The organism is Acinetobacter sp. CY05 (assembly GCF_059515805.1).
The window spans coordinates 1-15,022 of the sequence record NZ_JCAKMW010000038.1; the positions used below are offsets into that span (position 1 = coordinate 1).

General features: G+C 40.6%; 10 protein-coding genes and 3 pseudogenes. 2 read left to right on the top strand and 11 right to left on the bottom strand.

Going from position 1 to position 15,022, the window contains the following annotated elements:
• The first annotated feature begins 40 nt into the window (after window positions 1-40).
• A protein-coding gene (locus AC5YCD_RS15115) for an IS3 family transposase (protein WP_496129453.1) occupies window positions 41-1,224 on the top strand; the annotation gives its coding sequence in 2 pieces (ribosomal slippage) (window positions 41-317 and window positions 317-1,224; 1,185 coding nt in all).
• 16 nt (window positions 1,225-1,240) lie between these two features.
• Here the strand turns inward: AC5YCD_RS15115 and AC5YCD_RS15120 are convergent.
• The 5 genes and pseudogenes from AC5YCD_RS15120 to pdxR all read right to left on the bottom strand — a co-directional run bounded on the left by AC5YCD_RS15120 (window position 1,241) and on the right by pdxR (window position 8,683).
• Window positions 1,241-2,972 (bottom strand): annotated as a pseudogene (locus tag AC5YCD_RS15120) (amidohydrolase).
• 289 nt (window positions 2,973-3,261) lie between these two features.
• Window positions 3,262-3,692 (bottom strand): annotated as a pseudogene (locus tag AC5YCD_RS15125) (RNA-guided endonuclease TnpB family protein); the annotation flags it as partial.
• 228 nt (window positions 3,693-3,920) lie between these two features.
• Window positions 3,921-5,354, bottom strand: coding sequence for an NAD-dependent succinate-semialdehyde dehydrogenase (locus AC5YCD_RS15130; RefSeq protein WP_496130817.1), 1,434 nt, complete (start codon window positions 5,352-5,354; stop codon window positions 3,921-3,923).
• 173 nt (window positions 5,355-5,527) lie between these two features.
• Window positions 5,528-6,958: an amino acid permease gene (locus tag AC5YCD_RS15135; RefSeq protein ID WP_496130818.1), complete on the bottom strand. Its 1,431-nt coding sequence runs from the start codon at window positions 6,956-6,958 to the stop codon at window positions 5,528-5,530.
• A gap of 219 nt (window positions 6,959-7,177) precedes the next feature.
• On the bottom strand, window positions 7,178-8,683 hold the full coding sequence (pdxR, locus tag AC5YCD_RS15140; protein ID WP_496130819.1) for a MocR-like pyridoxine biosynthesis transcription factor PdxR: 1,506 nt from the start codon (window positions 8,681-8,683) through the stop codon (window positions 7,178-7,180).
• 222 nt (window positions 8,684-8,905) lie between these two features.
• Here pdxR and gabT point away from each other — a divergent pair, with 222 nt between their 5' ends.
• Entirely contained in the window at window positions 8,906-10,177 is a 1,272-nt protein-coding gene (gene gabT, locus AC5YCD_RS15145; RefSeq protein WP_496130820.1) for a 4-aminobutyrate--2-oxoglutarate transaminase, read from the top strand.
• A 31-nt stretch (window positions 10,178-10,208) separates the two neighbouring features.
• Here the strand turns inward: gabT and AC5YCD_RS15150 are convergent, their stop codons facing one another.
• The 6 genes and pseudogenes from AC5YCD_RS15150 to AC5YCD_RS15175 form a co-directional block, all read right to left on the bottom strand.
• Complete coding sequence (locus AC5YCD_RS15150; RefSeq protein ID WP_496130821.1) at window positions 10,209-11,585, bottom strand: methylenetetrahydrofolate reductase C-terminal domain-containing protein; 1,377 nt, start codon at window positions 11,583-11,585, stop codon at window positions 10,209-10,211.
• A gap of 237 nt (window positions 11,586-11,822) precedes the next feature.
• Window positions 11,823-12,506, bottom strand: coding sequence for a dethiobiotin synthase (gene bioD, locus AC5YCD_RS15155; protein ID WP_496130822.1), 684 nt, complete (start codon window positions 12,504-12,506; stop codon window positions 11,823-11,825).
• Complete coding sequence (locus tag AC5YCD_RS15160; protein WP_496130823.1) at window positions 12,506-13,261, bottom strand: methyltransferase domain-containing protein; 756 nt, start codon at window positions 13,259-13,261, stop codon at window positions 12,506-12,508. The genes bioD and AC5YCD_RS15160 overlap by 1 nt, the downstream gene beginning before the upstream one ends.
• On the bottom strand, window positions 13,258-14,424 hold the full coding sequence (locus AC5YCD_RS15165; RefSeq protein ID WP_496130824.1) for an aminotransferase class I/II-fold pyridoxal phosphate-dependent enzyme: 1,167 nt from the start codon (window positions 14,422-14,424) through the stop codon (window positions 13,258-13,260). The genes AC5YCD_RS15160 and AC5YCD_RS15165 overlap by 4 nt, the downstream gene beginning before the upstream one ends.
• Window positions 14,421-14,792: pseudogene (locus AC5YCD_RS15170) on the bottom strand (aminotransferase class III-fold pyridoxal phosphate-dependent enzyme); the annotation flags it as partial. The gene AC5YCD_RS15165 and the pseudogene AC5YCD_RS15170, both read right to left, overlap by 4 nt.
• Before the next feature lie 18 nt (window positions 14,793-14,810).
• Window positions 14,811-15,022 (bottom strand): zinc ribbon domain-containing protein (locus AC5YCD_RS15175; protein WP_496130825.1); only part of this gene is annotated, 212 nt, incomplete at its 5' end.

Genomic DNA, 15,022 nt, shown 5'->3' on the forward strand with positions numbered 1-15,022 from the left:
TGTAGTGGTTTAATAAAGTTGGACACCAATTTAGGTGATAATGTATTCACCAAAGAGGTGCTCAATGAGAACAAGACGAACATTTACTCCAGAATTCAAATTAGAAGCAGCAAGCCTTGTACTTGATCAAGGCTATTCAATTTTACAGGCCTGTCGTGCTTTAGATGTTGGGCAGACAGCATTAAAACGTTGGGTTGATCAACTTCAATTTGAACGAACAGGACAATCTCCAACAATGCCTGCTCTAACAGCTGAGCAAAGGGAAATACAACAACTTAAAGCTCGTATCCATCAACTCGAGCAGGAGAAGATGATCCTAAAAAAGGCTACAGCTCTCTTAATGTCAGACGAATTCAAACATATGCGTTGATTGATCAATTAAGAAAGCTAAGCTCTGTTAAATTAATCTGTCGTGCCTTTGGTGTACTGCGTTCAAGCTATTACCATTACCGTTCAACAAGTAAAACTCCTCATCCAGATCGTATCAAGCTTAAAGTGATGATTAAAAGTCTATTTAAGCAAAGTCGTCACTCTCTTGGTAGTCGGGGAATTCGATTTATGTTGTTGAATCAGGGCATTAAGATTGGACGCTATCTGGTACGTAAGTTAATGCGTGAATCAGGTCTTGTTTCCAAACAACGTAAGAAGTACAAATATCAAAGCAACGTAGCTGAAGTCCCTGCTGTTCCAAATATATTAAACAGGCAATTTAAACCTGTTCAGCCTAATCATGTGTGGAGCAGTGACATTACCTATATTTGGACAGGTAAAACATGGGCTTATCTTGCAGTTGTTCTTGATCTGTATGCTCGTCGAGTGATTGGTTGGTCTATGTCGTCCCAAGCAGACCAACATTTAGTCATTAAGGCATTAGATGAAGCATGGCATCGGCGAGGTAAACCGAGTGGCGTGATCTTCCATTCTGATCAAGGCAGCCAATATAAAAGCCTTTTAGTTCGGCATAGGTTGGCGTGCTACGCCATGCAACAAAGTATGAGTCGTAAAGGAAACTGTTGGGACAATGCCCCAACAGAAAGGCTTTTTAGAAGTCTCAAGACTGAGTGGATTCCCAAATTGGGATACAGCTCAATTGAAGAAGCGAAGCTAGATGTTGGTCTGTATCTGATGGAATACTACAATCAGATACGACCTCATCGATTTAACGATGGTATCAGTCCTTGTCAGGCTGAAAATGAACTTAAAACTGTGTCCAATATTTGTTGACCACTACAGTTATTATCTACTTTTTATAAACTACATAACCTTCTTTGATGGTCTCTAACACTTGTATATCTTTAATTTTTTTAGGATCAACTTTTAAAGGGTTCTTATCTAAAATAACCAGATCAGCGAATTTCCCCTTTTCTAGCTTACCCTTAGAGTTTTCCTCAAAATACTGATATGCGGCCCAACTTGTGAGTGAACGTAAAGCGTTATAAGGACTCACCCGTTCATTTGGTCCAATCACATCACCTGAACGACTAATCCGATTCACAGTTGCATGCAAAACCATAAGGCTATTAGGCAAAGCAACAGGAGCATCATGATGCTGCGTAAAAATCATGCCTTTATTTAAAGCGGTCTGTCCGGGAGAGATTCTATATGCTCGTTCTTTACCTAACGTCACATCTCTATGCCAGTCTCCCCAATAATATGTATGCATAGCAAAAAATGAAGGAATAACCTTCAATTCCTTCATTTTATCAAGTTGATCATAACGTGCTGTTTGAGCATGAATTGCGACACTTCTACGATCTTTATGACCATACTTTTGTTCAGCCTGATCTATAGCATGTAAATATTCATCTAGAGCTGCATCTCCATTGGTATGCGCTAGAATTTGCCAGTTGTTTTTATAAGCTGTCTCTATGAGTTGTGCGACATTTTTCTCATCAGGAATAGCTGGATACCCAACATAATTTTTGGGTTGACCCTCTGGTGGATGAGCATATGGCTTGGTTAACCACGCAGTCCGCCCTTGTGGTGAGCCGTCAAGAGAGAGTTTTATACCCGCCACACGAAAGTGATTAGTATAGTTTTTTTGCACACCTACTAATTGCATGTACGGTAACTGAGCCTGAATATCCGGATAACATGCAACATCAACTGTCAGTTTTTTTTGTTCGCCTAAACTTTTCCAAGTTTCACACGCTTCTTTGGTTGCACGTCCTTCCTGTAAGGTTGTAAATCCAAAGCGAAGATATGAGTTAATACCCGCTAGTGCAATTTTCTCATTTGCATCTTGATCAAATTTACCCATTATTGAAAATAATGGCTGGAAAAGTGCCATTTCTTCTAAGACACCATTTGGTTCTTTAGAATCTTTTAAGCGACGAATCACACCACCAGCAGGATCTTTAGTATTTGCATTATATCCTGCCAACATCCATGGCTTTATGATTCATCGCGCCAAGATGCCCAGATTGGTGAATAACCAGCACAGGATCGTCTTTAGAAACTTTATCTAGATCGTCAGCCGTTGGATGACGCTGTTCTTTCAATTGAGCATCATCATATCCGAATCCAATAATCCACTTATATTTTCCAATAATATTCTTGTTTTCAGTTTTCCATTGGTTCAGATTTTGAATTAAAGAATCAATATTTTTCACATTTCCATCAGGAGGTGCCAGTAAATTAGCTGCAAGCGCTTGAAACCCAGCATTATACGCATGACCATGAGCATCAACAAAACCGGGCAGTAATGTTTTTCCATTTAAATCAATTGGTTGACTCTGCGGGGCGATTTCTTTCGCATCAGCTAAATTCCCAACAAAAGCAATTTTTCCGTTTTGTACTAAAACTGACTGAGCATACTGCGGTTGATCTCCAACCATCGTAACAATATCACCATTAAAATAAAGTTGTCCCTGTGACTGCAATGTCTGTGTTGGTTGTAATGAAGAACAAGCCATTATGGAAAAAATTAAAGGTGTGAGTACTAATATTCTTCTCATATTTTTCATCTCTATTATTAATTATATAGATCATTTTATATCAAAATAAGAGCAAAATTTATACAAAAAATCATTTATATCTTTCCCAAACCACCCTGTATTCAACTTCACTTCTCTGCGACTTAAAGGATAGATATTCATACAGCTAAATGCTTATGCACAAGCACAAGCACAAGCACAAGCACAAGTATGTTCTTAAAACTGTTTAAGTTACGATCATGGGGACTTAAACAGTTTTTACATTCCAATACTCTGATTCGTAAATCAGCTCTATTTTTCAGACTGCTGGCAGTGATCTCACAAATGTTGGCTTTTCTTGCTTGGGCAAAGCAACCATAAGATACATACCAACGACCTCTTACATCTTCAACAAATGAGCCTGTTTTAACGCAGTAGGTACTCAAATCGTAGCTGTCCCAAAATTTGAATTAATCCTTAGCATAATGAACATATCCATTAGCATACTTCATAGCGACATCTTGAAGAGTATCCAATTAATGAATATCTTGCTGATTTATTATTGCTGACACACCATTTCAGCTTTACTTTTTTGTATTATTTTCTTCTGATAATGAGTTGTGCTGTCACAGCCTGAATCATTTGACCATGCAAATTGCATTCTTTCGATGGGTCTTTCATATATTGAGCAACCTGATGGGCTCAAAGAAATTCATTATTTATTTTGAGGTGTTTAAAATTCACATCATCCCAGACAAACTTTACCTCTGATGCGAGTTAGTTGATGAGTGGATACTCAACCCATGTTTGTCTTTTATACGCAATTAAAGGGTTTTCATAGGCTAACTTTAGGATTTTTCCTTGAGCTCAATTATTAGGGAGTATTTAAAGTGACAATTTTTATCGCATGATATGCGCCAATCACTTATCTCCTTGTGCTGAACTGCGAGGTTTTACGCTCCAAAGGATAAAAGAAGATGCCATGTGGCATCTTCTTGGAATATCTTAGCGTGCTGCAACAGTCACCAAACGTGTGTCAAAATAAGCATTGATTGCTTCGCTGCCACCCTCTGTCCCATAACCAGAATCTTTCAAACCACCAAACGGTAATTCAGGTAAGCCTAAACCCACATGATTGATGGTGAGCATACCGCTTTGAATATCACGTCCTAGATCTAAACAGGTTTTATTACTGCGGCTATAGGCATAAGCAGCTAAACCAAACTCTAAACGATTGGCTTCTTTTACTGCCTCTTCATAGGTGTCAAATGGGCAACATAAGATTAATGGGCCAAAAGGTTCCTTATGCATACATTCTGCCTCTAAAGGTACATCTTTAAGTACTGTAGGCTGCATAAAATAACCATCACAGACTAAAGCCTCTCCGCCACAGACCAGTTGGGCACCACTCTCTACCGCATTCTTAATTAATTTTTGGATATTGGCATAACCACGCGAATGGATCATTGGACCCATGTCAACGCCCTCTTCTAAACCATTTCCAACTTTTAAGGCTTGTACTTGGACTTTAATTTTCTCGACCACTTCATCATAAACTTCACGTTCAATTAAAAAACGTGTTGGCGCAATACATACCTGTCCTGCGTTACGGAATTTAGACGCGAGCATTTCTTTGACGGCAACATCTAAATCAGCATCTTTAAAAATCAAGACTGGGGCATGCCCCCCTAATTCCATGGTGGCTTTCTTCATATGTTGCCCTGCAAGTGCTGCCAATTGTTTACCCACAGGTGTAGAGCCTGTAAATGAAATTTTACGCACAACTGGATGTGGAATAAGATATTCTGAAATCTCCGCAGGCTCACCATACACCAAGCTCACTACACCTTTTGGTAGCCCTGCATCATGGAAGGCTTGAATCAACTGAGCAGGTGAAGCAGGCGTCTCTTCAGGCCCCTTGATAATAATCGAGCACCCTGCCGCCAAAGCTGCTGACATTTTACGTACGATTTGGTTAATCGGGAAATTCCACGGCGTAAAGGCAGCCACTACACCCACTGGTGTTTTTACCGTATAAGAATGTACATCATGTTGACGTGCTGGAATCAGTTGACCATAACTGCGTACTGCCTCGCCCGCAAACCAATCAATGACATCTGCGGCACTTAGCGTTTCAATTTTAGCTTGTTTGATTGGCTTACCTTGCTCTAAGGTCATGATTTTGGCAATATCATTGGCACGTTCGCGTAACAAAATCGCCGCTTTTTTCATGATCTTGGCACGATCTGCTGCTGCTGTTTCTTTCCATACTTGAAAACCTTGTTCAGCCGCGTCTAACGCAAGATCTAAATCTGCCGTTTTGGCTTTCGCAACACGGCCAATTTCCTGTTCTGTAGCTGGATTTAAAACCGCTAAAGTCTCACCTGCTTGAGCATCTTGCCACTGACCATTAATATAAAGTTGCGTATTTGGATACATACTTGATTTTTCATCCTATTGTTTGATTCTTTTACTGATTCATCTTAGTGCACTTATGAGTATTTTAATGATCAAAAGTACACTATGCGTTTGTTTTTCATTCTTTTGTTATAACTGAATTCCACAGCTAAAGGTAATATTTATTTACAATCCTTGCACAAACTCTCTTTGGTTCAGCTACGTCGAATAGGTTTAAGTGGTGCGCGTATGGCTGCCATTTTTCGTTTTTGTTGATATTGTAAGTAAATACCAATCGCCATAAGGACTAATGCAGCCATACCGGTTGAGACCACTAACACTTGATATTCAGGAATAAATGCCATAGCTATCAAGCATGCACTAATAAAAATAATAACTGCATAGGTTAAGCCAGGGAAAAGCCACATCTTAATTTCAGGTTTTAGCCCTTGTTGTTGCATTTGATGGCGTAAGCGCAATTGAGATACTGCAATCACCAGATACACCAATAGCGCAATCATTCCTGTGGTATTCATTAAGAGGTCCAAAATATCCTTTGGTCGTAATGATTCAAAGAAGTTTAATACAGCCAACCCTAATGCGATTGCACATGATGCCAGCACTGCAAAGACAGGCGTTCCTTTAGTTTGAGTATGTTTAAATAGTTTAGGTGCATCACCACGCTGTGCAAGTGAGTAAAGCATACGCGATGCAGTGTAATGGCCTGAAACAAAACAACTGCTCACAGAAGTTAAGACCACAAAGTTCATCACCCACTGTACGCCAGGAATGCCCAAAAGCTCGAGCGTACGACGGTAACTGCCATAACCTGCTTGACCCAGCAATGGATCATTCCAAGGGACTAAACAGACAATTAAAAAGATTGAGCCAATATAAAACAGGCAAATCCGCCACACGACAGACTTAATCGCACGGCGTGTTTCTTGTACAGGGTTTTTAGATTCAGAAGCGGCAATTGTAACGATTTCAGCACCTAGAAAGGAAAACATGACCCCAAGTAAAGCAATGAGGACTGGTCCCATACCGTTAGGCATAAAACCGCCATGTGCGGTTAAATTACTTAACCCTGCTGTTGCAGCACCACCTTGCCAAAAGTTCATCACTGCAGCAATGCCTACAATAATAAAAGCAGAAATCGCGACCACTTTAATCAGTGCAAACCAAAACTCAACCTCACCATATTTTTTAACTTGCATGAAGTTAATACTACACAGTAGTACAGTCATAATGAGCGTAAACATATTGACACTGATTGTAGGAAACCATTCGTGCAGAATAAGGCCAGCGATATATGCTTCCCATGCCATGAGTAGCACCCAAAACCACCAGTATAACCAACCAATGGTAAAACCCGCCCAGCGTCCGATGGCACGCTCTGCATAGGTAGAAAATGAACCGGTACTCGGTGCTGCAGCAGCCATCTCCCCTAGCATACGCATGATGAATACAACCAAAGCTCCACCCGCTAAGTACGCTAAGATCGCAGCTGGTCCAGCTTTAGCAATAATACCACCCGAACCTACAAATAGGGCTGCGCCAATGACACCGGCAATTGACATCATGGTCAAATGCCGCGTTTTTAATGCTTGACTAAGCCCGTTATTATTTTCCGTTTGCATCGTCATTTGAATTCCTTATTGTGCATCTCAACGTTATGGATTTAAGTTTGAGATTTTTATTATTGGCGTTTGGGTTTATGCAGATCCCATATCTATATTGCGCGGAATACCCAGTCCTGTTTTGTCGTGTTATTGGCAATTTGTCTTGTTTTTTGCACAGGCACGAGTACCATTCTTAAAGCTTTTATAGGTACCAATTCATTGCTGCATTAAAATAAGGTGGCTTTAACTCGCATTACTACTGCTGTATTGGGCTAAGCATTGTCTTAGAGTGTAAAAAGCTTTGAGCATTTCTGGTTCCGGCACACTGGCAAAACCCAGCAGCAAACCACGTTCAGGTGCAGGGTGCTGCGGACTGTAATACAGTGACAAGGCTTTGACTTTAATCCCAGCTTGATAGGCTTGTTCAGCAATTTTTTGATCATCAAAATATGGTGGCAATTGCAGCACCAGATGTAATCCTGCGTCTAGACTAAAAGGATGGATCATGTGTGCGCCTAGGTAGCGCTCGATCAACTCGATTAAGTATTGTCGACGTTTGCTATATAGCACGCGCATACGTCGAATATGTGCCACATAATGCCCTGCATCTATAAATTTTGCTAAAGCACGTTGGGTTAATTGATGACCAGAACGATGCAGTTCATCCAGCATGAGCTTTAAATGCGGTGCTAAATGCTTAGGTACCACCATATAACTCACCCGTAGACCAGGATAGATGGTTTTACTAAAGGTCCCGAGGTAAATTACAGGAGCATCTTCCTCTAACCCCTGTAACGATGGAAAAGGTTGACCTGTAAAACGGAACTCACTGTCATAATCATCTTCGACAATAAATGCCTGTTGTTGCCTTGCTAAATCCAATAGCTCACGCCTTCTCGTTAAGCTTAAATGCGCTCCTAGAGGATATTGATGTGAGGGCGTCACAAAAATAAGTTTAGGTATGGGTGCATCTGTTTGAGGAGATATACCCTGTTCATCTACAGGTTGAGCATGAACTTCTAGTCCATTCATGGTCAAAATATTACGGATTACCCAATAGCCTGGGTCTTCAATCCATACCGGATCACCTACATCACATAAAGCACGGGAGAGTAAATCAATGGATTGATGAGTACCTTCGGTAATAATGATTTGCTCAGCCTCACAACGTACCGATCGAGCAACACGTAAATACTCACATAAGCTGTGCTTTAACTCTTCATTGCCGCCGTGATGACTATAAATCAAGCTCGCCGTATCTGGCATTTGCCCAATACGTGCTTGTATTTTATTAAATAAGCGATGTGGGAACTCGGTAACATCAGGTACACCTGGGACAAAGGCCCCCCATTGAATTGGACGATGATTAACATTGGCTATAAATTGTTGAGCCCTTTGAGATAGTCCATGATTTACCTGTGCTGGTGCGGGCGACTTTTTTACCCATTTTGCTTTAGCATTCAAGTAGTCATCGGGAATTTGTGCACTTACCCATGTACCGCGTCCTGTAAAACCTTGTATATACCCTTGTGCCTCTAATTGCTGGTAAGCATTTAAAACGGTATTACGTGAGATATTAAGCTCTAAGGCCAAGTCACGTGAAGCAGGTAACTTACTATTAGGTGCCATAATTCCTTCACGGATGGCCTCAGCTAAACACTGAAATAAACGTTGATACAGTGCGCCACTGTACTGCTCCGGCAGTTTTTGCTGAATATAATCCGCCAATAAGGTGTGCTTTACCATCATCTTCCTAATCCTGCTCGATAAGATCCATTTATCGCTGCGACATCATGTCACAGTGGCTCTTATCCTAGACATACATCGACCTACTAAGCAAGATACAGACCACATGTATATGTTGCATGCACCCAATTGGCTCCTTATTTAATATTAAAATTGGTACTCGATCATCTTGAGCAATTCAGTGACATTAAGCACATCAACTCACGCGATACAGGACAATAAAAAATGCAAAATCAACAACAAACTCAAGAAAAACAAGCCCAGACTTTAGCTCGGGGGATTGGTGTGCTGTGTGATTGGTACGTTGATCGTGCTGAAAATGCCACAATTTGGAGCACAACGGGCAAAACTTATACTGATTTTGCAGGGGGTATTGCTGTTCTCAATACAGGCCATCGACATCCCAAAGTGATTGCAGCGGTACAAACACAGCTTGATCGCTTTACCCATACCTCATTTCAGGTCACACCTTATGCCAGCTACATTCAACTGTTAGAACGTTTGATTGAATTGGCACCGATTAAAGCACCTGCAAAAGCAGCTTTATTTACCACTGGTGCAGAAGCAGTGGAAAATGCTGTCAAAATTGCCCGTGCTGCCACAGGTCGCAATGGTATTATTACTTTTTCTGGAGCTTTCCATGGACGTAGTTTTATGACCATGGCTATGACAGGTAAAGTTGCACCTTACAAACGCGATTTTGGGGCGATGCCAGCAGGCGTTTTTCATGCTAAATATCCAAATGCCTTAAACAATATTAGTGTAGATGATGCCATTGCAAGTATTGAAGACATCTTTAGCACTGATATTGCGCCTGAAGGAGTAGCGGCTATTGTCGTTGAACCCGTACAAGGAGAAGGTGGCTTTCATGTTGCACCGCAGGAATTCTTGCGTCGTTTACGCGCACTGTGTGACCAACATGGGATCTTGCTCATTGCAGATGAAGTGCAAACCGGTTTTGCCCGTACTGGGCAGGTGTTTGCCATGAATTATCATCAAGATGTACAAGCTGATTTAATGACGATGGCCAAAAGTTTAGGGGGTGGTTTCCCGATTTCAGCCGTTGTTGGTCGTCAAGAAATTATGGATGCTCCTCAACCTGGCGGCCTAGGTGGAACCTATGCAGGTAATCCTTTGGCTGTTGCAGCAGCCCATGCTGTGATTGATGTGATCATTGAAGAAAAACTGTGTGAACGTGCCAACAAACTTGGTGCCCAATTAATTGAGAACTTAGAAGAACTCAAAGAGCAATTCTCTTTTATTCAAGATATTCGCGGTCTAGGTTCTATGGTGGCTGTTGAACTTGAAAATGCCGCTCAAGTTACACAGATTCAACGCTATGCCATGGACAATGGTTTACTGATTTTGTCTTGTGGTAAACGTGCCAACGTCATTCGTTTCCTTTATCCACTGACCATCCCTGATGAACAGTTTAAAGCTGCGCTCACGACGCTCAACGCAGGCTTTGCCTCAGTCGATATTGCTGCAACAGCTTAAAATATATTTCTATAAGCCCGTATATACGGGCTTATTTTAAATACCAGTTTTTCCAAGAGCTACTACCGCGCACTTCAAGTGGTACTGTTGGAATCAAGACTTGAGTTAACACCTGAGTTTGCTCAACTGCTTTGGCTAAACGTGCTTTCATAGAATGAATACATTCACGATCTCCAAACTCACAGCGATCTCCCTCTGTGCCACCGCAAGGACCATTGGCTAGACCTTTTGGACAGGTTTCAGGGCAAATATATAAGGTTTCTCCTAAGCGGCATTGACCACAACTTTCACAGCCCACAACAGCATGCTTACTGAGATGTTCAGTTTGAATTAAAGCACGATCTGCAAGTTTATTTTTCCAAAGTGGGGCTTTAAATAACAGGCGGCCAACACCTTTCCCCAAACTAGATGTAAATACAGCATCATGCATGAGCTGCAACTGTTGATACTTGATTTTATCTTTTTTAGTGACTTTATTCTCAGCAAACATATAGGACGGGATAAATTCATCTCCGCGCTTTAACTGCCATAGTTGCTGCCAAAGGAGCTCACAGGCCTGTAAATCCAAGCCTTGATATGCTTGAATATATTCAGCCAAGCGTTGTTGAGCCGCCAGATCATGACAACTAGATAAATGCACACCAGCAAAGCCTAAATGTTGACAAATCACAATTTGTAAGGCTGCACGGCGATCTGCGTGTTCGGTTAAACCTTGTTGTTTTTCTTGTTCAAGCACGTGCAGCATATGATCAGTAATCACAATACCTGGCACTTTAGTTCTACGCATAAACTTCGCGCGACCCAATGTCAGCGGCATGATACAAGCAAAAATAGGATGCGTATAATGGTGTTGTTTTAGGAAATTTTTAAGCGCTTTAAGCTGATCCAAGTCATAACCCAGTTGCGTGACAATATAATCAGCACCCGCTTTTAACTTTTTATGCAACTTAAAATATTGAGCATCTTTTTCAGCTGCTCGATATTTAAATGGATTAAACGCAACACCAATACAAAAGTTCGCTTTGGCTTTCGCCGCCATGACTGCATTCACGGACTCTAAATAACGGGTACGCTGCTGTGGCTCAAAACAATGCTGTTTAAGTCGATCCCCTGTTAGTAAGAGTAGATTATGTAATCCCTGCGTATTGGCTTGTGCTAAAAATTGCTCTAAATCTTGAATGTCTCGTCCCTTACCTGAAAAATGTAAAATCTTTTCAACCTGTTTAGGATAGTCCAAGGCACGTTGTAAGGGTTCAGGATCATCATCACTATGCACACGATCTGCTAAGGTCATTACACATGGGTAGCCTGCAAGTGAGCTGAGTATAGGCTGTGGCTGAAGGTGGGTCAGACATTCAATTAATAGTGTAAATTGCTTTTTATTGAGTAATGCTGAAAAAGTATCCATAAGCCACGAATTAAGAATAGGTCTACTAAAAACCTGCTCATTATACTACGCAACCTATAAGTATTATGAATAAATATGATAAATTATTTTTATTCATCAGCATGTATGAGCTGTTGAATGACCGTCATGGGCATTGGAATATGTGCTTTGCCATAGATTCACCCAAACAATTCAAAAATGGGCTCTAACCATTCTAACGTTTAGATATAAGTGTTTAGAGCTCAGAATCACTTCTTTTTAGATAAGGTCAGAATTTTCATTAAACTCCGTGTGGCTAAGCTCAAATACTGGGATATCTAACCATTGTGCTTCAGGAAAATGATTATTCAGAGAAACTTTGAGATAGCGAATAGTATCCTTAGAAATCACCTCATCTTTCGCATTATCTTTGTGATTAAAGGCAAGCGCGTGCAAGGGAATTTCATACTGCGCAAGGATAGATAGACTCAATAAAGTATGGTTAATACTACCTAATCGACCCGAGGTAACTAAAATCACAGGGTAATTCTGCTGTTTGACATAATCAATCATAAGCAGATCTTCAGTAAGCGGTACCATTAAGCCACCAGCGCCTTCAACCAAGACGCGATCATACTCAGTGATTAGGCGCTGGGTCGCATCCTGAATTTTTTTAAAGTTGATTTCTCGCCCATCAAGTTTAGTGGCTAAATGCGGCGATGCGGGGTAACTAAAAATCTCTGGCATCGTGAGTTTTTCATGGTCTTCTTTTAATATCCCACAGCCCATAATATGACGGTGACATAAAATATCTTCTGAGGTTTCTTTATTTCCTGTTTGAATTAATTTTTGGGTAATGGTATTAAACCCTTGTTCATTCCATTGTCTAGCCAAATAGCCTGTTGCAAATGACTTGCCAATATTTGTATCAATGCCACTTACAAAATAAATATCTGCGCTCATCATTTTTTCCTTACAACAAACCACACAGGGTGATAGGTCAATATATATTGACCCGTGTTCTGATCTATAAACATTTGATAATTTTTATAAAATTGATTTAAAGAGCTTTTAGTCCATCGAAAACCTTGAGCTGTTGCGTGAACACCGGTAGCTTTGATGTGCTTTAAAACTGCATGTGGATGCTCAAAATGCAATTCAATTAACTGTTGTTCTTGATATTCTACTTCAAAACCAATCTTTTCTAAGTTATCTAAGATTTGATCATATGTTTGATAACTGAGTCCTTGTCCAGTAAGCGCCTTTATTTCTTTTAGATTCTGTTCACCATAACTGGCAAAACAAAAATACCCACCTGTACATAAAGCAGAATGTATACGTCTACACAATTTTTCAAAGTCCTTGATCCACTGTAAGGCTGAGCAAGAAAAAACGCCATCTAAGGACTGTGGTAAGTCAAGCTGTTCAATATCCCCTATATACCATTGAAAGCGTGGATCTTGTGCAAAATGTTGCTGTACTTCAACATAAAGATCATTCAAATAGATTTGTTGAAGTTGAGCATACTTCAACATTAATTGGCTAAAAAAACCCGAACCACACCCAATCTCCAAGACATTGTGTAATTTTTTAATAGGTGTATGAATTTGGATTAAATCATCTAAATGCTGTGCGACTTGTAATTGAGCAATCGCATGTGGGTTATAGCTCTTTTGTGCCTGCGCAAAGCATTTGGCTACCTGAGATATATCAATCATAACCATCCCTGTAGATGCTTAAACAAATTAACTAATTGCTCATGCTGTAATTTTTGGTTCATACACATACGTAACCGCGCAGTATGTTGAGGAACGGTTGGGGGACGTACGGGTAAGACATGATAGCCCTGTTTATATAACATTTCTGCAGCTGCATTTGCCCTTTGGGCTTCGCCTAAAATAACTGGAATAATATGTGATGTTGAGGCGCAATTAAGACCAAGAATGCGTACACGCTGCCTTGCATAATCAGATAAATCGGCTAAATGTGTTCGCTGTGCCGAGAGAGATTGCATGCGTTTAAAGACGAATTTTGTCCAGGCAGCACTGATTGGAGGCTGTGCCGTACTAAAAATCAGTGGTCGCATAAAATTGATTAAGTAATTACGAATAGTGTCATGACATACAATATAACCGCCCATTGAAGCGAGCGCCTTGCCAAAAGTCCCGACCAAAAAATCGATTTGATTTAAAACACCATATTGTTCAGCACATCCTAAACCATGACGACCACGCACTCCAATAGCGTGAGCCTCATCCACATAGAGTAGAACTTTAGGATGATTCGATTTAAGAGCAACTAGGGCACTCAAATCTACCTCGTCACCATCCATACTAAAAATTGATTCTGTGACTACAATAATGCGTTCTATTGCTCTATCATCTTGATATTGATCCAGCAATGTTTCTAGATGAATCAAATCATTATGTCGAAAGCGCAAATATTTAGCCTTTGATAAACGGATCCCGTCAATAATACTTGCATGTACCAACTTATCTGCCAAAATCAATGTTTTAGCATCACTTAATGCTGGTAAAATTCCAATATTCATGTGATAGCCGCTATTAAATAATAGAGCTGGTCGACCAAAAGCAGCTAGCATTTCTGCTTCAAGTTGTTCAAACTCACTGTAGTTGCCTGTTAGTAAGCGTGATGAACTGGCACTCATGCAACGTTGTTCATTCGGGAGCTGATTAAAAAACTCTTCTCTTAATTGGACGCTAGAGGCTAACCCTAAATAATCATTAGAAGCCAAATTAATCAAAGATTGACCTTGATGCTTTAAAATGAAATCACTGGAAGTATTCGCTTTGAACTGTCGGTATTGACCTTGTTGTTTGAGCTTATCGAGTTGCTCTTGAAAATAGTCAAGATGGTTCATGCACGCCCCTCCATGGCTTGCAACATTTCAATAAGATGTTGTAGCAATTTTTCCAATTGTGCATTGGTTATAATATAAGGCGGCATCACATATACGAGCTTGCCAAAGGGACGAACCCAAATCCCACGTTTAACGCATTCAGCTTGAAATTGGGCCAAATCCACATTGCTATATAATCCAATCACACCAATCGCACCCAACACACGTATATCTTTAACAATATTTAAAAAAGTAACTCTATTTAATTGGTGATTTAAAATACGTTGGATACGCTGAATATTAGCTTGTCAATCTTGTTCAAGTAACAGTTGCGTGCTTCTCAATGCTACAGCACAGACCAATGGATTAGCCATAAAAGTGGGGCCATGCTTGACATCCTCCCCGCCCTAAAGGACGGGGATTCCTACTGCTAGACGCTTATGCCCAAGCGCAAGAATGTTTAGAGCTGAGTTTTTATCTCTGTCGTGAGCTGTACCACAGCTCGCGCACTCCCATTCTCTTATTCCAAGACCTGTCCTACCTTTCGGACTACTTGCGGTGATCTCACCACAGCACGAACAAGTTTGGGAGGTATAGGCTTCATTGACTTCCTCAAACA